The following is a 20,604-nucleotide window of genomic DNA, read 5'->3' as shown; positions in this document are numbered from 1 at the left end:
CCAGCTAAGCTTTCAGAGTGATTCATCTCTCTGGATTCTGCCTTTCTTTGATTGACTTTTTCTGCCTGTAATATCTCATGCATCCACTATTCAATCGTAAAATTCGATTGTTTCTGTCGGAATTACGCGTCAATACAATAAGTTTCCTGTGCTACCTTGCACTTAATCGAAGGGATAATATGACATCAGCCCTTCAGTGTTAGATGACTGACAGGAGATACAGAATGAGCGAACAAACAGGTAAATGCCCCGTTATGCACGGCGGCATGACTCAGACAGGTAAGAGCAACACTGATTGGTGGCCAAATTCACTCAATTTGGACATTCTCCATCAGCATGATCGTAAGACTAATCCTATGGGAGAAGACTTCGATTACCGAAACGAAGTCAAAAAACTGGATTTTGATGCCCTTAAAAAGGATATGCATGCGCTGATGATGGAAAGTCAGGACTGGTGGCCTGCTGATTGGGGTCATTATGGTGGTTTGATGATTCGATTAGCTTGGCATGCTGCTGGTACTTACCGCATCGCTGATGGTCGCGGCGGTGGTGGTACTGGCAGCCAGCGCTTTGCACCACTCAATTCCTGGCCTGATAATGGGAATTTGGATAAAGCACGTCGTCTGTTGTGGCCGATTAAGAAAAAGTACGGCAACAAGATTTCCTGGGCCGACTTAATTATCCTCTCCGGTACAGTGGCTTATGAATCAATGGGGCTACCCGCCTATGGTTTCTCTTTCGGACGTGAAGATATCTGGCACCCGGAAAAAGATACCTACTGGGGTGCTGAAAAAGACTGGCTGGCACCATCCGACGAGCGGTACCAGAATGTAGACAAGCCCGACACGATGGAAAACCCATTGGCTGCCGTTCAAATGGGTCTTATTTACGTGAACCCGGAGGGTGTTAATGGTGAACCGGATCCACTGAAGACGGCTGAACAGGTCCGAGTGACGTTCAAACGTATGGCCATGAACGACGAAGAGACCGTCGCATTGACTGCTGGTGGTCACACCGTTGGTAAATGTCACGGTAATGGGAACGATGCTGATATGGGCCCAGAACCAGAAGCAGCCGATGTGGAAGAACAGGGATTTGGTTGGAATAATCCGAACCAGGATGGTAAAGCCAGCAAAGCAAATACATCCGGTCTTGAAGGAGCATGGACAACACAGCCCACGCAATTCGACATGGGGTATTTTGATATGTTGTTCGGACATGAGTGGGAAGTGAAGAAAAGTCCGGCGGGAGCCTCGCAATGGGAGCCTGTCGACATCCGAGAAGAAGACAAGCCAGCAGATACGGACGATCCTTTAATTCGACACAATCCGATCATGACTGACGCTGATATGGCCATGAAGATGGACCCGACATATCGCCAGATCTGTGAGAAGTTTATGGCCGATCCTGAGTATTTCCGGGATTGTTTTGCCCGTGCCTGGTTTAAGCTGACACACCGTGATCTGGGACCAAAGACGCGGTATATCGGACCGGAAGTGCCAGATGAAAACTTAATCTGGCAGGATCCTGTACCGACAGGTAATACCGACTATTGTGTCGAAGCAGTGAAAGAGAAAATTGCTGAGAGCAGGTTGAGCATAGGCGATATGGTTAGTACCGCCTGGGATAGCGCTCGTACTTTCCGTGGTTCCGACATGCGTGGTGGTGCTAATGGGGCGCATATTCGTTTGGCACCTCAGAAAGATTGGGAAGGTAACGAGCCGGTAAGACTTACTAAAGTATTGGAAACTTACAAAACCATCTCAGCCGAGACCGGTGCCAGCATTGCAGACATTATTGTGTTGGCCGGTGGTGTGGGTATTGAGCAAGCAGCTGAAGCAGCTGGATTCGACATCCTGGTACCTTTCTACAAAGGCCGTGGGGATGCCAGTGAGGAAATGACGGATGTTGAATCGTTTGAACCACTGGAACCCTTAGCTGATTGCTTCCGTAACTGGCAGAAGGAGGATTATGTGGTCAAACCCGAGGAGTTATTGCTGGATCGCGCTCAATTGATGGGATTGACGGCGCCAGAAATGACTGTGTTGACCGGGGGTATGCGAATGCTCGGCACTAACCACGGTGGTACACAGCATGGAGTGTTCACCGAGCGCGAAGGTCAGTTGACCAACGACTTTTTTGTTAATCTGACGGATATGAATTACAGCTGGAAACCAGCTGGAAGTAATCTTTACGAGATTCGCGATCGCAAAACTGATGCACTCAAGTGGACTGCGACTCGTGTGGATCTCGTGTTTGGTTCCAACTCTATTCTGCGTTCTTATGCTGAAGTTTATGCGCAGGATGATGCGAAAGAGAAGTTTGTTAACGACTTTGTCAGTGCCTGGGTCAAAGTTATGAATGCCGATCGTTTTGATCTGCAGTAGTACTTGTCTATACAGAGCAGGTTATTCTATAGCCTGCTTTGTTTTTTTGGGACACGTATGAAATCTTTATTTGCAGTGGTAGTGGTATTTAGTCTGTCTGCCTGTGAGCAGGAGCCAGCCGAAAAAACAGTTTGGGATGAACAATTCAAAACGATGGATAAAGCGCGAGATGTGGAAAAGCAGGTACTTGAAGCTGCTGATATTCAGCACCAAGCGATTGAGCAGCAGACTCAGCAGTAAGCTTTTATTTTTTGCCAGGCTTTGAGTTTGTCTTCAAATTTCAATGCAGCGTGAGCCGGGCTGGTGGAGGGTAGCTTTTCCATAACTAGGTGTTTTGTCAGATCTGGTAAAACAAATCGTTTAAATACCTGTTCTGCTTTTGCCCCATTAAAAAAGACAGCCTTAATACCGCTGTTTTGAGAGAGAAAAGCGATAAAATCATTAGCTTGCATTGTTTTTATATCAATGTGCTGATCTAAGCTGCCCGGGCGGTGACAGGCTTTTAATACATCCCAGATGGCTACACCGGCCTCAGCTAAGTAGGCACACCGTTTTTTATAAGGCCAGTCGGTCTTCAGTCCAAATAACTCAGCCATAATCGGCCAGAAGGCATTGCGTGAGTGGGCATAATATTGCCCAGCTTCTAAAGAAGCGGTGCCGGGCATTGAGCCCAATATCAAAATGCTGGCATCAGGTCCGACAATGGGAGAAAAGCTGAAGCTGAGTGGTTTGGCTACTGTCATTTATTGATAAAGCTCGCCCTGATGCTGAATCCAGCCATGGGGATGTTGATTATCAGGATCGTGATGCGTCCAGTGCAGCACACCACCTTTATCATTCCATTCATACTCACCATAAAGATCAATGCTGTCGCCGATTTCCAGGTCTGCTACTCGTGGCGCCAAATCGATATTGTGTGCCACCAGTAATGTATGACCGTCGGCTAACTCAATCAGGAAACGCTGGTGGCGGCTACCACGATTATCATCGGCAAAAATCCGAGTGACTTCGCCAGATACTTCAACCTGCACATCGCTTCGTTTTTGTTGATAAAGCTCAGCGATGGGAGAGGCTTGTTCTGATGTTTCAGGCGCTTGTTGCGGTTCATACTGGCTGGCACCGTAGAACAGAATAATGAACGCGATGAGTAACCAGATACGTTGTTTTTGGCGTTTGCTCTTTGACATGTTTTTTATTCTCTATACGCTGATTCAGCTTAAATATGCAGGCAAAAATCACATAGGAAGCGCTGTTCATTTCTGGCTTTATTCTGCCATAAATCAAACAGGTGCTGGGCGGAGTCAGCGACAAGTGCATTGAATAAGCAGACGTTTTAAATTAAAACATCGCGCAGAAAGCGATACGCCGTTACTTTTTTTAATACAGCATTACAGAGCTGAGTAAGCAATAACGCCAATAATAATGCGACATTTAGATTATTCATGAATATGGATATAGCTATTTATAATTTCCTGTTATATGCAGCGCAGTTTATAATAGTGGGTCCAGTAGTTAGAGTTTTTAGAGATTTAAATGTATCAATACGATAAGTATGACCAATCGATGGTTGATCAGCGGGTTGCTCAATTCCGCGATCAGACACGCCGCTTCTTGGCTGGCGAACTGACCGAAGATCAATTCCGTCCTTTGCGACTGGCCAACGGTCTTTATATCCAGATTCACGCACCGATGCTGCGTATTGCTGTTCCTTACGGCATGATGTCTTCTGTTCAGATTCGTAAAATTGCAGACATTGCACGTCGTTACGATAAAGGTTTTGTGCATTTCACAACCCGCACAAACTTTCAGATGAACTGGCCAAAGCTTGAAGATGTACCTGAAATTCTGGCTGAATTAGCCACGGTTCAGATGCATGCGATTCAGACCAGTGGTAACGACATCCGTAACACCACTACCGATCAGTTCGCTGGCATTCTCGCTGACGAAGTTGAAGATCCCCGCCCATGGGCAGAGATCATTCGTCAGTGGTCTACTTTCCACCCGGAGTTTGCGTACCTGCCACGTAAATTCAAGATTGCCATTATCGGTACAGAAGAAGATCGTGCGGCAACACAATTGCATGATATCGGCTTACGTATTGTCAAAAATAAAGATGGCGAAGTTGGCTTTGAAGTACTCGTTGGTGGCGGTTTGGGACGTACACCTGTTATCGGTGTACAGATTCGTCCATTCCTCGAAAAAGAAGATTTATTGTCGTATCTGGAAGCAATTCTGCGTGTTTATAATCGTCTGGGTCGTCGTGATAATAAATATAAAGCACGTATTAAAATTACGGTTCGAGAGCATGGTATCAACCACATTCGTGAATTGGTTGAAGCCGAGTGGGTGCAGATTCGTGACCAACTGAAACTGGATCAGAAAGAAGTGGATCGCGTTAAAGCATTCTTCACCGAACCAGATTACGAAACAACGGCGGCAGATGACACCAGCTTTGCAGAAATGCTGGCAGAAAGTGAAGAGTTTGCCCGCTGGGTTAAGCAAAACACATTTGAACATAAGGTTCCGGGGTATAAAGCGGTTTACGTGTCGCTGAAAAAACCTGGGATCGCTCCGGGGGATATCACTTCAGAGCAACTGGAAGTTGTGGCAGATCTGGCTGATGAATTTAGTCTTGGTGAAGTGCGTGCTACGCATACCCAGAATCTGGTGTTGGCTGATGTGAAACAAGCTGACTTATATGCGCTCTGGTTACGTTTGAGCGCCGATGATCTGGCAACCCCAAACATTAATACGCTGACAGATATTATCTGCTGTCCTGGCCTGGATTATTGCGGTCTGGCCAATGCAACATCGATTCCGTTGTCGAAACAGATTGCTGAGCGCTTTGATAATTTGGATTACCTCTATGATTTGGGGGATATCAAAATCAAATTCTCAGGCTGCATGAACGGCTGTGCACACCAAAGTGTTGGACATATCGGTATTTTGGGCGTGGATAAGAAAGGTGAAGAATGGTATCAATTCACCCTCGGTGGCAGTTCTGAAGAAGATGCTTCTCTAGGTGAACGTTTAGGTAAAGCCATTCCAAAAGACGGTGTTGTCGATACTGTCGGACAGTTACTGGATGCGTATGTTGATCTTCGCCATGAAGATGAAGCTTTCCTGACTACTGTTCGTCGTGTCGGTGTAGATCCATTTAAGGAGCGTGTTTATGCAGATAATTAAAGATCGTGAAATTGTCGAAGATAACTGGTTACATCTTGACGATGAAGCTGAGTTGGTTGCCGGCAATATCACCATCACACTGGCACGCTGGCAAGAGCAACATGAAAAGCTGGAAAATCATGAAGGCGGTTTAGGTATTCGCCTCAGTGGTGATGATCCTCTGGAAGAAGTGATTCCAGATCTAGCGCGTTTTTCATTGATTGTGCTGTTTTTCCCTGCGTTTACCGATGGGCGTTGTTACTCTTTTGCACGGTTGTTGCGAGATCGTTATGACTATAAAGGCGAAATACGTGCTCAGGGAGATGTGTTGCGCGATCAACTGTTTTATATGTCGCAGTGCGGTATTAACAGTTTTGAACTGGCCAACCCGAATAGATTAACCAATGCGTTGAAGGCTTTTGATGATTTCACTGAGAGTTATCAGACCACGGTGTTAAGACCTGAACCTTTATACCGTCGCCGTTAATCGATTTAGCTCATGGCTGTATACGCGATAGGCGATATTCAGGGATGTTATGACGAGTTGATCAAAATGCTGGATCGGGTCCAGTTCGACCCAGCAAATGATCAAATCTGGTTGGCAGGGGACCTGGTTAACCGAGGTCCTAAATCACTTGAAGTGTTACGTTTTGCCAAACAGCTGGGTGACAGCTGTATTTCCGTCCTGGGCAATCATGACCTTCATCTTCTGGCGAATGCGGCAGGCGTCGTTGAATTTCAACATCATATGGACACCATTGAGCCAGTGCTTAAAGCCCCGGATAGTGATGAGATTTTGGATTGGTTACGTCATCAGCCTTTGTTTTATCATGATGCCGCTTTGCAGTTCAGTATGGTTCATGCTGGCATCCCACCTGAATGGAGTATCGACGAAGCCCTAAAGCGGGCTGCAGAAGTCGAGTCGGTGATAAAAAAAGACAGTTGGCGAGATTTTTTTACCCATATGTATGGTAACAAACCTAAACAATGGTCACCTGATCTGAAAGGCTGGGACCGCCTGCGGTTTATTACGAATTGTTTTACCCGTCTGCGCTATTGTCATGAAGATGGTCGTCTCGCCCTGAAATTTAAAGGCGCGCCGGAAGATAAACCGTTACATCAGAAGCCATGGTTTGAGATGCCTAATCGCGCCAGTCAGAACGATAGAATTGTTTTCGGACATTGGTCGACATTGGGCGTGGGACAATACGGCAACGTATTCTCATTAGATAGCGGAGCTGTGTGGGGCGAGACTCTTACAGCGGTCAGAATTGATAAAGAACCTTTTGAATGGATAACGGTAGCGGCGGATCCAAACGGTTTGCCATTTGCAAAGAATAAACAAAAGAAGTCTCGCCGTTGGCTCTAACCTTTTCGGTTAGCCAAGGCTAAGACAATGTGAGTACAATGATTTTTAATTACAGCTTGGATCTTTAACAATTTTATTGCCGAGTCACGACCTGTTCTTAATCACAAAAGCAGGCTTTGATACCGCTGATAATAGTAAAGAAAGAGCATAATAGGCGTTAAAAAATGGTTTATACGTTACGTCAAATTGAGGCGACAGAATAATGGCTGGTGGATTACCACGTACAAAAGCGCGTCGCGCAGCAGTACAGGCTTTGTATCAGGCATTGGTGAACAATGAAGCTCCTCAAAACGATGCACTGGAATTTGTTACGGCCGAATATGCCGACAAAATTGATAGAAAATATTTCACGACATTGATCGAAGGCACCATTCAATATAGGGATGCCATTGATAGCGAATTGGTTCAGGCCGTTGATCGTGACCTGGATGCAGTTGACCCGGTTGAGATATCGGTTTTACGTTTAGCTGTTTTTGAATTTATGCATTTGCCTGAAATTCCTTACCGCGTAGTGTTGAATGAAGCTGTCGAACTGGCGAAATCATTTGGTGGCGAACAGGGCCACAAATACGTGAACGGTGTGCTTGATAAAATGGGTGCTCGTTTACGACCGCATGAATATCAGGCAGCAAAATCTGCACGCGCCAAAAAATAAGCTTTTAAACGGCGGTTGTCTCAGTGGCCTTATCTGAATTTTCTCTGATTCAGCAATTTTTTACTGATCTCACATTAAAGCGTGACGACGTTGTGCTCGGGGTGGGTGATGATTGTGCTTTACTGCAGTGTCCTGATGAGCTGCAACTTGCAGTCTCCATTGATACCCTGGTTGAAAATGTTCATTTTTTCTCTGATGTCTGTCCTCAAACATTGGGTCATAAAAGTCTGGCAGTAAGCTTAAGTGATTTAGCTGCCATGGGAGCAACCCCTGCCTGGTTTACATTGGCACTGACTTTACCCGAACTCGATGAAAATTGGCTGAAAGAATATGCTACTGGGCTTTCTGAGCTCGCAAAACGCCATAATATTCAACTGGTGGGCGGAGATACGACACGAGGCCCCCTCAGCATCAGTATTCAGGTCCATGGCTTCGTGGAAAAGAATCAATCTTTTCGCCGTGATGGTGCGAATACGGGCGACCTGATTTTTGTTAGTGGTACGCTCGGTGATGCTGGTGCAGCACTCAAACAACAGCTTGAAAACTGGACGCCACCAGAGTTTGATGTGCATGACAAAGACTATCTGAAAGGGCGTCTGGAAATGCCCACCCCGAGAAATGATCTAGTCGAACTTCTCAAACACAATGTATCGGCGGCAATTGATATTTCAGACGGATTATTAGCTGATTTAGGCCATATCCTGCAAAAAAGTCATAAAGGTGCCTTCATTCAGTTGGATAAACTGCCTTTATCGTCATCTTTACAAAGACTTCCGTTGGAAACAGCGAGCACATTTGCCCTGAATTCGGGTGATGATTATGAGCTCTGCTTTACGGTGCCTGCTGATAAAGCAGAAGCATTGATGGCCAAGTCGGATTTGCTGACGTGCATTGGTGAAATTACAGATAGCGGAGAACTGATAGTGCTAGACCAACAGGGACAGCCGATCCAATACGATACAAGGAAAGGTTATGACCACTTCGGGGCCTGACGTTAATTTTAAAGCACTTCTCAAGAGACCGGCTGCTTTTATCGCTTATGGATTTGGTTCTGGGCTTAGTCCTATAGCTCCGGGTACATTTGGCACTTTGGTTGCCATCCCCCTTTTTTGGTTGATTCAAGACTGGTCTCTTGTAGCCTACCTAGGATTTACTTTAGCCGCTTTTTTGTTTGGTATCTGGATTTGCCAATTAACTGTGGACTGGATAAAACAGGATGACCCCGGCGGTGTGGTGTGGGACGAGGTCGTTGGTTACCTTGTGACCATGATAGCGGCACCAAAAGGCTGGTTATGGATAGTGCTTGGTTTTATCCTGTTTCGTTTCTTCGACATACTCAAACCTTGGCCTGTCAGCCTGGCCGATAAAAAACTTCATGGTGGTTTTGGGGTAATGTTTGATGATGTGGTAGCGGGTATCTATGCAGCGTTTATTCTGCAATTATTGGCAGTTACCGTATACTAAAAACGTAAAACTACCAGAAAATCTAATATTGGCAGGCTTGTTCACTTGCTTTAAATTTGAAACGGATTTCAAAAAAATGAACAATGTAGATTCACGCTTTTTAGAATGAATGGTCGTTCTGTTAATCCCTACTATTCTTATGTTTACTATCTGCACACCCATTGGAAGATGGTGTTGAGAAAATATATTTCAGGAGACAATTTGAAATCCTCTTGAATCTATCTACCCCAGCATTCTATTGCTGGTTCACCTGCTGCAGTATAACTTTCGCCGTTATTATCCACGGTTACATTGAAAACACCACAGTCATCACCTGTTTGTTTGCCTTGCGGAGTTGCGCTGAGTGAATAACCAGCAGTGGATGCACCGACAATGGCTAAACTATAGTAACTATCAGGTGAGGTACTAGTCCAATCTACAGTAGTCCCAGCACTATTAGCACCACACACTGTGGATGTTCCTATGTTCTGTGCATAGTGCGCACAATTAGCTCTCAATTTCTCCTGAGCAAGTTGTAGGCCAAGGAGTCCACTTTTTGCATCAGCTCTTCTCGCCTGCTTTGCATAATTTTGATATGCAGGTATGGCAATGGCCGCTAATACACCGATGATAACTACGGCTATCGCCAACTCGATGAGTGTGAAACCTCTATTACTTAATCTTTTCATAATTTAAATATCTCATTAGAGTTATTAGTAATACCTTAACCAATATTTTATATGTAGTCATCAAGTGTTTATTCTATTTATGAAAACTGTGAAGCCTTCCATGGAAATAGCTGGTAAATAAATGTTTTTAGGGACTATAATTGAACCAATCTACATTATTTAGAGTTGCAGATGGGTGCGAAAATAAAAGGTTTTACTATCATTGAGTTGATGATCATAATAACTCTGATAGGCGTATTGGCGGCTTTGTCAACCCCTTACTTTGCCTCTATATTAGAAGGTCGGCGTCTGGTTGGCAGTGCAGATACGCTTCACTCCGTCCTCCAGTTCGCTCGCTCTGAATCTATCAAGCAAAACACTGATGTACAGGTTTATACAGACACAGCAGCGTGGTGCATTGGAATAGACGACACATCAGGTGGATTGGATTGCGATTGTACTAATCCTGCTAGTTGCACGGTCAATGGTTCGGTGAAGGTATATAACGATTCCGATTATAGAGGTGTCAATTTCACTAATGCGACGGTCAATACCGTCACATTTCAGACACCTAATGCATTACCTGATAACGCCAGTACTTATACTTTTACTTCATCTTCTGGAACGACTAGAAAAGTAATTTTAAATCCTATAGGTCTAATTTCGGTGAGCCAGTAGCATGAATGCGATCAAACAAAAAGGTTTCACACTGATTGAGCTTATGGTTGCTCTAATTCTATCGCTTATTGTTATGGCAACAATTCTGACAATTTTTATAAGTAATGTGAAATCAAGCGCTGAAAACATTCAAATGATGCAGCTAAATCAAGAGTTACGCACTGCGATGACTTTTATGTCAGACGAATTGAAACGACATGGATATAGCTCAAACTCCACCTCGACGGCAATGAATACCTTAGACACAAACACAGCTAGCTGTGTCATCTATGGTTACACGGCCAGTGGCGCAGCTCCTACAATAAGAGGTTTCAGGTTAGAAGCTGGTGATTTAGAGTGGTGTTCTGATAATGCTTCTGGTTGTGCCACTGGTAATTGTCCAGCGAGCGGTTGGCAAGATATTACAACCACTGGAGTAACTACAATTGAGACATTTACAGTCAACGATTTAAACAGTACTCCCGCTGGTTCAGTCACGGTTGAGCGATTAGACATCACTTTAACTGGACGACGTCAACTTAATCCCGGTACAGCGCGAAGAACAATGCAAGAAACGATTCGAATTAGAAACGAAGCCCCGTAGTGGACAGGAGTATGAGAATGTTAAATCACACCAGTCACTATCATCAGAAGGGCGCAGCAGTGATCGTTACTGCGATCTTATTATTGATTGGCGTCACACTTGTGGTGACGTTTGCGGCTCAAGTCGGGCTGCAAGATCAGCGTATCTCGGCGAACCAATACCGTCATAAACAGGCCTTTGCTAATGCAGAGGCAGGCCTTGATTTTACAGCCTCTTTTTTGAGGCAGAACAAGAGTCTGCATGGTGGAGGGGTGGGATGGACAACATGTGCCGGTAACACCACCGTTTTTCCATGTGATATATCTGGTGCAGAATCTGTGTATGGCACTATTAGTGGTGGGGCGGTAACTTCATCGGTCCCCATGTTGGCTGGACTGGAAGGATATATGGTCAAAGTGGGGGATGTCACGACCGTATTGGGTGTTGGAACCTCTGACGATGGTAGTGCCAACTCTGTTGTGCAAGTCAGTTACGCGGCGAATCAGTTAATCGTTCCCGGGCAACTCCCCCCTCTTATGATTCCATCTGGTACGTTGAGCGGTAACTTTAATATCGTACCGAACCCTAATGGTGCAGGTGAAGGTGTACCCGTTTCTGTTTGGGCTAAAGACACAGCTGTAGTAACTGGTGGTGGTACAGGTAACTGGAAAACATGTGACCATGATCAATTCAGGGATGGTGGTGCCGTATGCCAGGATACCAAAGGGGATGGGGTAACAGGTGCAAATTGGCTAAGCTGTCAGTGCAATGACGAAAGAAGTAATAAAAATGATCTGAATGAAGATATTGTTCTTTATCCAGCAGCGGATTTTCCATCTTCTCCTTTCTTCTATGTCTTTGGTGACACTCAAGTGAATGTTAAAAGTGCAGCAGGATTAGTGCTGCCAAACTGTTCATCGCTAGCGACCGGTTTTGCCGGCCTATCAGGTTCAGCGCTTGTATGGGTTGAGGGTGATTGTACAATTAACGGTGCTGAAATTGGGAGCAGGGATAAGCCTATCGTCCTTGTCGTTGAAGGTGAGATTAGAGTCAATGCTAACAGTGAAGTTTGGGGCATATTATTCGGTCTGGGGGATTTTGTGTTAAACGGTGGTCCAGTTATTCACGGTTCAGCCATTTCAGAACTCCCAAGTGACTTAACTAATGGTAACTACGCACAAGTGTATGATCCAGAGGTATTTGCTAACCTGAAAGATCCAGAGATCAACACTATATTTTCACGATTACAATACAGCTGGCGTGACTTTTAAGCGGTGCTAGGAGAATTATGATGAAAAAAATACATCATGCGAGAGGATTTACGCTGATTGAAGTCATGCTAGCATTGCTTATTCTTGCAGTGGGCATTTTAGCTATATCCAAACTGCAGGGCACGTTAATTAAAAATAGTTCAAATGCGAATCAACGTGCCGTGGCTGTCTCACTTGCTCAAAAGAAAATAGATGATCTGAGGAGCTTTACCGAAACCGATTTGACGGGGGGCAGTGATTGGGGTTGTCCTTCTCCAGGGCTAAGTGCGGCGTCACTAGCGTATGCTGATATCGCTGACAATGAAGGCGGTGCGCCATTATGTGATCCAGAATTACTGGCTAACACAAACATTCCAATAGGTAATACAAACTATCAACTCAGTTGGGACGTGACACCATACGAATTTGTTACTAACGTGCCAACAGCCATGAACGATGCATCTACAGCAGCACCAACAGTTGACTTTAAAAATGTAGAAATCACAGTTTCATGGTTGGATGTCGCTACCGGTAACAATGCCTCGGTGGCGCTATCAACGATTTTAGATGCATACGATCCTGGCTTGACAGCCCTTTCTGGTACGACGAATGCTGGCGGTGCTCCCATTTATTCAAGTTACACGCCAGAAGCTGCTCCAGATGTTATCGATGTGGAAGTCAATACAGGGGATGGTACGAAAAGACAAACCAGCAAGCCACTCCCTGATGCTGTCAGTCAGGGGCAAAATGCCAATACGATAGTGACTTTTGAGGTGGTTACTTACCAAACAAATCCTTTAGATGCGAACGCATTTGTACAAACACGTCGAGAAGAATTTACGACCGTGGATTGTAAATGTACGTTATCTGCCTCTGATGGCATAACTTATCCGCCTGCGCATGCGGTGTGGGATGATACAGACAAAGAGCGTTATGACTATGTTGGATCACCTATAAGCAAGCCAACAGCAACACAAACGAATAACGTCAACGCTGTGGACGAGGTATGTACCACTTGTTGTCGTGACCATCATGACGATGATGCTTCATCAGTGAAATACGTTGCTGGCACAACATCAGGAAATCATGCGCATTATGATGAAAATGGCAACACTGTTGTTTCTGGTGAGTACCTCGAATCATGTCGTATGAAATTAGTTGATGGGGTATTGCGTGTATTCCAGGATTGGAATTTAATAGATTTCACTGTTATGAACAGAGATGACTTGAGTGATGGGGACCCATTGCAAGCACAGTATACGGCTTACGTTGACCAACTTATAAAAAATCAAATCGAACCCCCCATTGCGATTGTAAAACCACCGCTGAGGACGCCTCTTAATACTGCCGTAGGTAGTATCAATCAGCTTCAGTCTCGAGGTGTATATCTTGATGAGGTTTATGACCTGACCGGTTCGCTGAGCAGTGAGTACAGTACGTATGTGGCAGATAGTAATAATGCTGACAGACTTGAAAAAGTACCTTTTGCTGAGGTTAATCTCACGTTGCTTTCTTTCTGGGAATCAGCAGATGAGCTAAAAGTGAGTGTTACAGATGATAGAGACATTGCGACGATATCAGACCCAGCGAATGATTATTACGGTACCTATAACCGGGGAGAGGCGACATCATTGGATGCAGCTGCATCACCTGGTATAGCCATTACTAGCACAATGCATCCAAGCAATGACGGCATCACAAACAAGATTGTTACTCCTTTATCATCATTGTCTGATGCTGTTTCTGTAATTGTGTCAGGAGTTGCGCCGAGTCCGATTACGGTTAATGGAAGCATTAGTGCGCCAACTTTACCCAATAAGACAACATTCAGTATATCGGGGTGTGGCATCCCAGATAAGAAGGGTGAGTTTTCATGTACTATCGCCTCAGGTGATGATTTGAATATCATCCTTACAGCCAACTATGAAATTACGACTGGCTCAGGTAATAGTAAAATCACAACGCCTTACAGTTGCTCTACCTCTTATAGTGAGTCAAATGTTATCGCAGATATTCCAAATCTTACAATGGAGCTATCCTCTTGTCCTCCATAGTTATTGATGATTTTGAAGTGGCTTATATAAGCTGATGATTTTGCGTACCATGATGGGCAATTTTGACGGCGCCCATCATGGCTGCAATCCGGCCTGTCTCTTCCCAGTCTTTGCCATGCATAATGCCGTGTAATAGACCTGCGCGGTATGCATCGCCACAACCTGTTGGGTCGATAACCGCTTCAGCTTTATGGCATGGGATTTCAATCTTTTTACCTTCCGTGAAAATATCTGATCCTTGAGCACCACGGGTGATGATTAATGCGTCGACATGGCGAGCTATTTCTTCTTCAGGTAAGCCGGTTCTGTCCTTAAATAACTGTGCTTCATAGTCATTCAAGGCAATATAAGTCGCCTGTTCAGCAAACTGCATTAATTCCTCACCATTGAACATGGGCAAGCCCTGGCCCGGATCGAAAATAAACGGAATACCAGCCGTTTTAAGCTGCTGCGCATGCTGAACCATGCCATCACGACCGTCAGGGGCAACAATGGCCAGAGATACGTCTTCAGCTTCGCTGATGGGTGTTTCGTGGGCCAGATTCATAGCACCAGGATGGAATGCGGTGATTTGGTTATCATCCATATCAGTCGTTATAAATGCCTGAGCTGTGTAATGACCTTCTTTAGTATGAACATGCTGACGGCTGATGTTATTTTGGTCCATCCACTCGGCATAAGGGCCGAAGTCAGTGCCAACGGTACCCATCGGTAAAGGGTTATCACCCAGCAGTTTTAAGTTATAAGCAATATTCCCGGCACAACCACCGAATTCACGACGAAGTTCTGGCACTAAAAAGGCCACATTGAGCATATGTACCTTGTCGGGCAAAATGTGATTTTTGAATTTGTCAGGGAAGACCATAATGCTGTCAAAAGCAAAAGAACCACAGATTAATGCAGACATGAATGTTCCTCTATTGAATTTCGAGTTGTTGTTGACTGGCTGAGAGCTTGAGCTCGCCATCTAAAAACTTTTGTAAGTTCTGACCGACAATTTCATATCGCCAGCCCTGCTTAATGGGGGAGTCGTGACCACGCACCAAGGCCTCAATATCTTTTCTGGTCGCAACTGCAGCAGGGGTAATGGTTTGTTCGTCACAGAGTTTACGTAATAAGCCCATTAAGGTATCGACCAACGCATCCTGCTGATTGGTGAGCGGCTCAGGCCGCTTCATTACCGGCCACTGTTCTTGTGGCAAGGCTTTGCCTGATTCAATGGCTTTTAGTACTGCCTGACCATGTCGATCAATATCACGTGATTCAAGACCGCGGATTTTTTTCATAGCATCCAGTGAAGAGGGAGCAAAGCGAGCCAAATCCAGCATGACATCATCTTTTAATATCCAGCGACGGGGAAGGTTCTGTTTTACTGCACGTTCTTCGCGCCAGGCTCCGAGCTGCTGTAATACGGCAAGCTGTGAACTTTTCAGTCGGCCTGCGCCTTTAATTCGGAGCCAACTATTATCCGGATCGATTTGGTAGGTAGCAGTTGCTGAAAGTGCAGAGAAATCTTCTTTGAGCCAGCTAATGCGATTGGTGTCGATTAATTTTTGTTTGAGTTGATGATAAAGTTCACGCAGATAGCGAACATCATCGGCAGCGTAATCGATCTGATCATCTGATAAAGGCCGTTGACGCCAGTCCGTGCGGGCATGGGCTTTATCAAGATCAACGTTTAGACATTGTTTCACCAGATTGCCGTAACCAATCTGATCTCCGTAACCCAGAACCGTGGCAGCGAGTTGAGTATCGAAAATCTGTTGCGGAAGCGCATCACGCAACATAAACAATAACTCGAGATCCTGACGAGCTGCGTGGAAGACTAAGGTCATGTCCGAGCGATAAAACAGCTCCAGCAGTGGTGACAGATCATTGATTTTCAGGGGATCAACACAGGCGATGACATCATCATTCGCTATTTGAATCAAACATAGCTGCGGATAGTAGGTTTTTTCCCGATGAAATTCGGTATCGACGGCGAGCCATGTGCTGCCGGCAAGTTGCTCACACAGATCCTTGAGTGAGTCATTGCTGTCTATAAACTGGATTGTCATGAACGATGTCTTGTTAAAAGGGGGACAGTATAGCCAGTTTGCCTGTTAATTCATAACACGACTCATGCTGACGACATCTGCAATAGCACCAACAATTAATTCGGGTTGTTCCAGATGAATATCATGACCACTGTGATTAGCAAAGATGTGTTGACTCAAAGGGGATAATTTCCATAGATCCTGTTGTAGTTCGACCCATATTTTCTCGCGGACTTCGGCATCATCACGATCTTTCCACTCAGATAACCCCCGACTAATGACAATTAGGGGCACTCGGGGTATGGCATTGTGTTTTTTAACCTGCAGAGTGCTTTGATATAAAGAAGAAATTTCAGCACGGGCGGCATGAAATGCGCGTTCCTTCAGTGCCTGTGATTTGTCGCTGACAGTATCACTCGTTTTGGGCAGAATCAGAATGTTACCTTTACGGTCAAAATGTTTGGGAAGTTTGATGTTGAGCTTGTCATACTGACTTTCATGTGAGGCATCTACCAATACCATGCCGGCAATTTGATTGGGATGTTTAGACGCGAATACACGCATGTTGTAGCCACCAAAGGAGTGGCCTACTAGGACAAAAGGACCAACTATCTTGGCTTTCTGAAGGAGTTTGGAAATTTCATCAGAAATGATGAGACTGTTTCTCGGTTGAGGACCGGCATCACTCCAACCGTAGCCAGGTCTGTCAAACACACAGGTACGGGTCTGAACAGAAGATTTGTTTTGAATGTCAAACCAGTCAGTTGAGTCATCACCCAAGCCGGCGTCAATGAGCACTGTGGGTTCACCCACACCCTTGCACAGCATATGAATACTATAGCCACCGACATCATAGCGTTTACCGGGAACGGGCGGAAAATCTCCTGCCAAGACAGGTGTTGATAGCCAGGCTAGTAGTAAAGAGGGTATAAAGAGCTGTCTCACTAACATGTCGTACTCCACACAATTACTATAGTAAGAGTTACAGAGTCTGTGTGAAGTTCCTGTTAAGGTTTGTTAGTGATTGATTTTGTTAGCAATAGATTGTCTGAGTAAGGCCTCATCAAAAGGCCAGTTAATTTCCTCTCCATCCTCAAATTGCACAACGGGGATTCTGACGCCATAGAGTTCAATAAGTGAGTCGTCATCACCGATTTCTTTTTCAATCACCTCAAATGAGTGATCGGCTCTGACCGAATGTAATAAGTCTAGAGCCTGCTCGCACAGATGACAGCCTGCTGTAGTGAAAAGCAATACCTGCATTATTTTTCTAACAAGCGGGGAATCAAGTCGACAAAGTTACAAGGCTTATGTTGCGCATCAAGTTGATCGTGCAGGATTTCATCCCAGCCAGTGCGACAAGCGCCTGAGGAACCAGGTAAGCTAAAAATGAAGGTGCCATTGGCAACGCCAGCCACAGCGCGGGATTGCACTGTTGATGTCTTGATAACCTGATAGGAGAGACTTCGAAACAGTTCACCAAAGCCTTCGATTTCTTTGTCAAAAAGCACTTTGACAGCTTCAGGGGTCCCGTCTCGTCCGGTTAAGCCCGTACCGCCGGTTGTTATCACCACATGCACATTTTGATCCGCCACCCATCTAGAGACAATGGCACGGATTTGGTAAATATCATCAACGACAATCTGCCGATCGACAACATGATGGCCATCTGCGATTGCTTTATCTTCGAGCACTTTTCCTGATGTATCATTGTCGAAGGTACGAGAGTCAGAAATAGTCAGTATCGCGATATTGACCGGAATAAATTGTTGACTCATTAAATCGGATCTCAGTTTAATTCAGAAAAACCAGTATAGTCAGCAACGGTATAGCGGTCTAGAATGTTAATGCAAAATGGAGGAAAAATAATGAAGAAACTCGTTTTAGCAACCTTAGTAGCAACTGCTTTGAGTGGTTGTGCGGCAGATGACCCTAATCAAAAAACAAAAGCGGGTGCAGCGATTGGTGCAGCAGCAGGCGCATTAGTTGGTTATGCAGTTGATGATGGTGCTGGTGGTGTCATTGCCGGTGCAGCTGTTGGTGCTTTGGCTGGTGGTGGCGTTGGTCGCTACATGGACAATCAACAAAAAGAAATGGAAGCAGCTTTAGCAGATGAGCAAGCGCGCCACGAGCTTGAAATTCAACAACTGGAAAATGAAACCCTGAAAATCGACATCGCTAACGAAGTGTCGTTTGATTTTGATAGTGCAGCACTGAAGTCAGCTTTCACGCCGACGCTGAGCAAAGTAGCCGACATTCTGCAGCGTTACCCCAACACCATTATTCATGTTGTGGGGCATACTGACAGTGTCGGTTCAGAAAGTTACAATCAGCGCCTTTCTGAACGTCGTGCACAGTCTGTTGTTGATTATTTCCTGTCACGTGGTGTCGCTACAGGCCGTTTGTATGCTCTTGGTCGTGGTGAAACGGAACCGCGTGCTACAAATGAAACTGAGGCAGGACGTCAGCTCAATCGCCGTGTAGAAATCTACGTTAAACCTATTGTTGAAGGACAAGAGTCTGAAGCCTACCAAGCGCCGTAAAAACCCAAAAACGGCAAATCATACACCGATAGATCCAGATGTTATTTTCGGTCTGCACGCTGTGCAGGCCGCTTTGGATGTACCTGTCAGTCGGATCAAAGAAATCTGGCTGGCTGCCGATCGACAGGATCAACGCGTTGAGGCTCTGCTTACGGCAGCACACCAGCAAGGTGTTGTCGTGCATAAAGCGGAACGGGACACCTTGGATAAAATTGCACCAAATGTGCAACATCAGGGCTGTGCCGCACGATGTAAACCGCTTGAAAGTCTTGATGAAAAAGGTTTGATGAGTCTTGTGGAATCGCTGGATGAACCGGCGCTTTTGTTGATTCTTGACGGTGTTCAGGATCCTCACAATTTGGGGGCTTGTCTCCGAACTGCTGAAGCAGCCGGAGCTCATGCTGTGATAGCTCCTAAGGACAGAGCTTCAGGATTGACCGCTACGGCAGTTAAAATCTCCAGTGGAGCAGCTGAAAGAGTACCATTTGCGCAAGTTACAAATTTATCCCGATTAATGCGTGAGTTACAGGATGCCGGTGTTTGGCTGGTGGGTACGTCGGGTGATTCCGAAACAAGCTTGTTTGAAGCCGAGTTAAAAGGCGCCATGGCTATTGTGCTGGGAGCGGAAGGTAAGGGAATACGGCGCCTGACACGTGATAATTGTGATCAGGTGGTTTATATCCCGATGCAGGGTGAGGCGGAAAGTCTTAATGTTTCTGTTGCGGCTGGCGTCAGCCTGTTTGAAGCTTATCGTCAACGTCACTTGTGAGTCCTGCCATAAACGAAGTAAACTATTAGATTGCCTTTAGTTAAATTCAGGCAAAACTCCTTGCTTTATGGTGACAACCGTAAAGCTGTTTAAACCGTGAGGAGCTCTAATGAGACATTACGAAATCGTGTTTCTGGTCCACCCTGATCAGAGTGAACAAGTACCCGGCATGGTCGAGCGTTATACACAAACGCTGACAAGCCAAGGTGGCACAATCCACCGTCAAGAAGACTGGGGCCGTCGTCAACTGGCTTATCCCATCAATAAAGTGCACAAAGCGCACTACGTTCTGATGAATGTGGAATGTGACGTTGAACAATTGAACGAAGTCACAACTGCATTCCGTTTCAACGATGCTGTTATCCGTCATCTGGTTGTTAGCATGGATGAGGCTGCTACTGAGCCTTCACCTATGATGCAAAAAGATGAAGAGAAAAAATCAGCTTAATGCTGCTTTAGCAATTTAGGAGATATCACAATGGCACGTTTTTTTAGACGTAGAAAATTTTGTCGCTTTACCGCCGAAGGCATTAAGCAAATTGATTATAAAGATGTAAATTTGCTGAAAAATTATGTCACTGAAACAGGAAAAATTGTTCCTAGCCGTATCACAGGTACTAAAGCGCGTTACCAACGTCAGCTGTCTACTTGTGTGAAGCGCGCGCGTTTCCTGGCATTGTTGCCTTATTGCGACATGCACAAGTAATTCAGTTGATTAAAGCACCTGAGTTAAACGTTAGTTACTAAGAGTTATGCTGCGAGTAATTGCAGATTTTGCCATGAAGGGCAGATGGCAGGCGGCAGTCGCTACGGCGATATTGTCTGTGGCAGCAATGATGCTGCCACCGCTGAATTATCTGGCCAGTGGTGTGATTGCCCTGACAACTTTAAAAATGGGGCCAAGAGAGGGCGCTAAAGTCGTTACCGCGACGTTGATAGTGTTCGCTTTACTGGCTGGATTTTTACTGGGGCAGTTATGGATTGCAGGATTGATTCTCTTATCCAGCTGGTTACCCGTTTTTCTG

The 20,604-nt window shown here is 45.3% G+C and carries 24 protein-coding genes and 1 pseudogene; 17 read left to right on the top strand and 8 right to left on the bottom strand.

Features of this window, described 5'->3' with window-relative positions:
- The first annotated feature begins 224 nt into the window (after positions 1-224).
- Complete coding sequence (gene katG, locus ACTF5U_RS03370; protein WP_438970225.1) at positions 225-2,387, top strand: catalase/peroxidase HPI; 2,163 nt, start codon at positions 225-227, stop codon at positions 2,385-2,387.
- Between the two features lie 57 nt (positions 2,388-2,444).
- The gene (locus tag ACTF5U_RS03365; RefSeq protein ID WP_438970224.1) at positions 2,445-2,627 is read left to right on the top strand and encodes a hypothetical protein; all 183 of its coding nucleotides are present in this window, start codon (positions 2,445-2,447) and stop codon (positions 2,625-2,627) included.
- Here the strand turns inward: ACTF5U_RS03365 and ACTF5U_RS03360 are convergent.
- Together ACTF5U_RS03360 and ACTF5U_RS03355 are read right to left on the bottom strand one after the other, a co-directional pair.
- A complete protein-coding gene (locus ACTF5U_RS03360; RefSeq protein WP_438970223.1) occupies positions 2,618-3,130 on the bottom strand; it encodes a DNA-deoxyinosine glycosylase in 513 nt (170 codons plus the stop codon). The two genes, ACTF5U_RS03365 and ACTF5U_RS03360, sit on opposite strands and share 10 nt — an antisense overlap.
- Positions 3,131-3,574, bottom strand: coding sequence for a DUF3465 domain-containing protein (locus tag ACTF5U_RS03355; RefSeq protein WP_438970222.1), 444 nt, complete (start codon positions 3,572-3,574; stop codon positions 3,131-3,133). It lies immediately after the preceding gene.
- Positions 3,575-3,920: 346 nt separating this feature from the next.
- Here ACTF5U_RS03355 and ACTF5U_RS03350 point away from each other — a divergent pair, with 346 nt between their 5' ends.
- The 6 genes from ACTF5U_RS03350 (at position 3,921) to ACTF5U_RS03325 (ending at position 9,040) form a co-directional block, all read left to right on the top strand.
- Entirely contained in the window at positions 3,921-5,573 is a 1,653-nt protein-coding gene (locus ACTF5U_RS03350) for a nitrite/sulfite reductase (RefSeq protein ID WP_438970221.1), read from the top strand.
- On the top strand, positions 5,560-6,039 hold the full coding sequence (locus tag ACTF5U_RS03345) for a DUF934 domain-containing protein (RefSeq protein ID WP_438970220.1): 480 nt from the start codon (positions 5,560-5,562) through the stop codon (positions 6,037-6,039). Before ACTF5U_RS03350 ends, ACTF5U_RS03345 begins: the two co-directional genes overlap by 14 nt.
- Positions 6,040-6,051: 12 nt before the next feature.
- Positions 6,052-6,921: a symmetrical bis(5'-nucleosyl)-tetraphosphatase gene (locus ACTF5U_RS03340; RefSeq protein ID WP_438970219.1), complete on the top strand. Its 870-nt coding sequence runs from the start codon at positions 6,052-6,054 to the stop codon at positions 6,919-6,921.
- A 202-nt stretch (positions 6,922-7,123) separates the two neighbouring features.
- Positions 7,124-7,576, top strand: a complete 453-nt coding sequence (nusB, locus tag ACTF5U_RS03335) for a transcription antitermination factor NusB (protein WP_438970218.1) — start codon at positions 7,124-7,126, stop codon at positions 7,574-7,576.
- A gap of 23 nt (positions 7,577-7,599) precedes the next feature.
- The gene (gene thiL, locus ACTF5U_RS03330) at positions 7,600-8,568 is read left to right on the top strand and encodes a thiamine-phosphate kinase (protein ID WP_438970217.1); all 969 of its coding nucleotides are present in this window, start codon (positions 7,600-7,602) and stop codon (positions 8,566-8,568) included.
- Complete coding sequence (locus ACTF5U_RS03325; RefSeq protein ID WP_438970216.1) at positions 8,549-9,040, top strand: phosphatidylglycerophosphatase A family protein; 492 nt, start codon at positions 8,549-8,551, stop codon at positions 9,038-9,040. The genes thiL and ACTF5U_RS03325 overlap by 20 nt, the downstream gene beginning before the upstream one ends.
- A gap of 218 nt (positions 9,041-9,258) precedes the next feature.
- On the opposite strand, the gene ACTF5U_RS03320 is transcribed toward ACTF5U_RS03325, so the two are convergent.
- Complete coding sequence (locus tag ACTF5U_RS03320; RefSeq protein WP_438970215.1) at positions 9,259-9,708, bottom strand: type IV pilin protein; 450 nt, start codon at positions 9,706-9,708, stop codon at positions 9,259-9,261.
- 171 nt (positions 9,709-9,879) lie between these two features.
- Here ACTF5U_RS03320 and ACTF5U_RS03315 point away from each other — a divergent pair, with 171 nt between their 5' ends.
- The 4 genes from ACTF5U_RS03315 to ACTF5U_RS03300 are packed head-to-tail and all read left to right on the top strand — an operon-like array spanning position 9,880 to position 14,231.
- A complete protein-coding gene (locus ACTF5U_RS03315; protein ID WP_438970214.1) occupies positions 9,880-10,365 on the top strand; it encodes a GspH/FimT family pseudopilin in 486 nt (161 codons plus the stop codon).
- A gap of 1 nt (position 10,366) precedes the next feature.
- A complete protein-coding gene (locus ACTF5U_RS03310) occupies positions 10,367-10,948 on the top strand; it encodes a PilW family protein (protein ID WP_438970213.1) in 582 nt (193 codons plus the stop codon).
- Between the two features lie 17 nt (positions 10,949-10,965).
- Complete coding sequence (locus ACTF5U_RS03305) at positions 10,966-12,198, top strand: pilus assembly PilX family protein (RefSeq protein WP_438970212.1); 1,233 nt, start codon at positions 10,966-10,968, stop codon at positions 12,196-12,198.
- 17 nt (positions 12,199-12,215) lie between these two features.
- Positions 12,216-14,231, top strand: coding sequence for a type IV pilus modification PilV family protein (locus ACTF5U_RS03300; RefSeq protein ID WP_438970211.1), 2,016 nt, complete (start codon positions 12,216-12,218; stop codon positions 14,229-14,231).
- A gap of 22 nt (positions 14,232-14,253) precedes the next feature.
- On the opposite strand, the gene ACTF5U_RS03295 is transcribed toward ACTF5U_RS03300, so the two are convergent.
- From ACTF5U_RS03295 to moaB, 5 genes are all read right to left on the bottom strand, one after another.
- The gene (locus tag ACTF5U_RS03295; RefSeq protein ID WP_438970210.1) at positions 14,254-15,138 is read right to left on the bottom strand and encodes a carbohydrate kinase family protein; all 885 of its coding nucleotides are present in this window, start codon (positions 15,136-15,138) and stop codon (positions 14,254-14,256) included.
- A gap of 10 nt (positions 15,139-15,148) precedes the next feature.
- The gene (gene rnd / locus ACTF5U_RS03290; protein ID WP_438970209.1) at positions 15,149-16,288 is read right to left on the bottom strand and encodes a ribonuclease D; all 1,140 of its coding nucleotides are present in this window, start codon (positions 16,286-16,288) and stop codon (positions 15,149-15,151) included.
- Between the two features lie 45 nt (positions 16,289-16,333).
- Positions 16,334-17,218: an alpha/beta fold hydrolase gene (locus ACTF5U_RS03285; protein WP_438970208.1), complete on the bottom strand. Its 885-nt coding sequence runs from the start codon at positions 17,216-17,218 to the stop codon at positions 16,334-16,336.
- A gap of 66 nt (positions 17,219-17,284) precedes the next feature.
- Positions 17,285-17,530 carry a glutaredoxin family protein gene (locus ACTF5U_RS03280; protein WP_438970207.1) on the bottom strand — a complete coding sequence of 82 codons (246 nt, stop codon included), beginning with the start codon at positions 17,528-17,530 and terminating at the stop codon, positions 17,285-17,287.
- Positions 17,530-18,045 (bottom strand): molybdenum cofactor biosynthesis protein B, encoded by a 516-nt coding sequence (gene moaB, locus ACTF5U_RS03275; RefSeq protein ID WP_438970206.1) that lies wholly within the window; start codon positions 18,043-18,045, stop codon positions 17,530-17,532. The genes ACTF5U_RS03280 and moaB overlap by 1 nt, the downstream gene beginning before the upstream one ends.
- Before the next feature lie 90 nt (positions 18,046-18,135).
- On the opposite strand from moaB, the gene ACTF5U_RS03270 reads away from it, so the two are divergent.
- The 5 genes and pseudogenes from ACTF5U_RS03270 to ACTF5U_RS03250 form a co-directional block, all read left to right on the top strand.
- Positions 18,136-18,810, top strand: a complete 675-nt coding sequence (locus ACTF5U_RS03270; RefSeq protein ID WP_438970205.1) for an OmpA family protein — start codon at positions 18,136-18,138, stop codon at positions 18,808-18,810.
- A 28-nt stretch (positions 18,811-18,838) separates the two neighbouring features.
- Positions 18,839-19,579 (top strand): 23S rRNA (guanosine(2251)-2'-O)-methyltransferase RlmB, encoded by a 741-nt coding sequence (gene rlmB, locus ACTF5U_RS03265; protein WP_438970237.1) that lies wholly within the window; start codon positions 18,839-18,841, stop codon positions 19,577-19,579.
- A gap of 109 nt (positions 19,580-19,688) precedes the next feature.
- Positions 19,689-20,027 (top strand): 30S ribosomal protein S6, encoded by a 339-nt coding sequence (rpsF, locus tag ACTF5U_RS03260; protein WP_438970204.1) that lies wholly within the window; start codon positions 19,689-19,691, stop codon positions 20,025-20,027.
- A gap of 30 nt (positions 20,028-20,057) precedes the next feature.
- Positions 20,058-20,285 (top strand): 30S ribosomal protein S18, encoded by a 228-nt coding sequence (rpsR, locus tag ACTF5U_RS03255; protein WP_091713336.1) that lies wholly within the window; start codon positions 20,058-20,060, stop codon positions 20,283-20,285.
- 46 nt (positions 20,286-20,331) lie between these two features.
- Positions 20,332-20,604 (top strand): annotated as a pseudogene (locus ACTF5U_RS03250) (DUF2232 domain-containing protein); the annotation flags it as partial.

This window comes from Methylophaga sp. (assembly GCF_965655755.1).
Lineage (GTDB): Bacteria > Pseudomonadota > Gammaproteobacteria > Nitrosococcales > Methylophagaceae > Methylophaga.
Note: the sequence above shows the minus strand (reverse complement) of the source record. Positions and strands in the feature narration are given on the sequence as shown.

Excerpts from the sequence above, each read along its gene's own strand:
- ACTF5U_RS03280 (WP_438970207.1), bottom strand. The coding sequence starts at position 17,530 with ATGCAGGTATTGCTTTTCACTACAGCAGGCTGTCATCTGTGCGAGCAG.
- ACTF5U_RS03320 (WP_438970215.1), bottom strand. The coding sequence starts at position 9,708 with ATGAAAAGATTAAGTAATAGAGGTTTCACACTCATCGAGTTGGCGATA.
- moaB (WP_438970206.1), bottom strand. The coding sequence starts at position 18,045 with ATGAGTCAACAATTTATTCCGGTCAATATCGCGATACTGACTATTTCT.
- ACTF5U_RS03355 (WP_438970222.1), bottom strand. The coding sequence starts at position 3,574 with ATGTCAAAGAGCAAACGCCAAAAACAACGTATCTGGTTACTCATCGCG.
- ACTF5U_RS03270 (WP_438970205.1), top strand. The coding sequence starts at position 18,136 with ATGAAGAAACTCGTTTTAGCAACCTTAGTAGCAACTGCTTTGAGTGGT.
- katG (WP_438970225.1), top strand. The coding sequence starts at position 225 with ATGAGCGAACAAACAGGTAAATGCCCCGTTATGCACGGCGGCATGACT.
- ACTF5U_RS03295 (WP_438970210.1), bottom strand. The coding sequence starts at position 15,138 with ATGTCTGCATTAATCTGTGGTTCTTTTGCTTTTGACAGCATTATGGTC.
- rpsF (WP_438970204.1), top strand. The coding sequence starts at position 19,689 with ATGAGACATTACGAAATCGTGTTTCTGGTCCACCCTGATCAGAGTGAA.
- ACTF5U_RS03315 (WP_438970214.1), top strand. The coding sequence starts at position 9,880 with ATGGGTGCGAAAATAAAAGGTTTTACTATCATTGAGTTGATGATCATA.
- ACTF5U_RS03305 (WP_438970212.1), top strand. The coding sequence starts at position 10,966 with ATGTTAAATCACACCAGTCACTATCATCAGAAGGGCGCAGCAGTGATC.
- ACTF5U_RS03360 (WP_438970223.1), bottom strand. The coding sequence starts at position 3,130 with ATGACAGTAGCCAAACCACTCAGCTTCAGCTTTTCTCCCATTGTCGGA.
- nusB (WP_438970218.1), top strand. The coding sequence starts at position 7,124 with ATGGCTGGTGGATTACCACGTACAAAAGCGCGTCGCGCAGCAGTACAG.
- ACTF5U_RS03325 (WP_438970216.1), top strand. The coding sequence starts at position 8,549 with ATGACCACTTCGGGGCCTGACGTTAATTTTAAAGCACTTCTCAAGAGA.
- ACTF5U_RS03300 (WP_438970211.1), top strand. The coding sequence starts at position 12,216 with ATGATGAAAAAAATACATCATGCGAGAGGATTTACGCTGATTGAAGTC.
- ACTF5U_RS03345 (WP_438970220.1), top strand. The coding sequence starts at position 5,560 with ATGCAGATAATTAAAGATCGTGAAATTGTCGAAGATAACTGGTTACAT.
- rpsR (WP_091713336.1), top strand. The coding sequence starts at position 20,058 with ATGGCACGTTTTTTTAGACGTAGAAAATTTTGTCGCTTTACCGCCGAA.
- ACTF5U_RS03365 (WP_438970224.1), top strand. The coding sequence starts at position 2,445 with ATGAAATCTTTATTTGCAGTGGTAGTGGTATTTAGTCTGTCTGCCTGT.
- rnd (WP_438970209.1), bottom strand. The coding sequence starts at position 16,288 with ATGACAATCCAGTTTATAGACAGCAATGACTCACTCAAGGATCTGTGT.
- ACTF5U_RS03285 (WP_438970208.1), bottom strand. The coding sequence starts at position 17,218 with ATGTTAGTGAGACAGCTCTTTATACCCTCTTTACTACTAGCCTGGCTA.
- ACTF5U_RS03310 (WP_438970213.1), top strand. The coding sequence starts at position 10,367 with ATGAATGCGATCAAACAAAAAGGTTTCACACTGATTGAGCTTATGGTT.
- ACTF5U_RS03340 (WP_438970219.1), top strand. The coding sequence starts at position 6,052 with ATGGCTGTATACGCGATAGGCGATATTCAGGGATGTTATGACGAGTTG.
- ACTF5U_RS03350 (WP_438970221.1), top strand. The coding sequence starts at position 3,921 with ATGTATCAATACGATAAGTATGACCAATCGATGGTTGATCAGCGGGTT.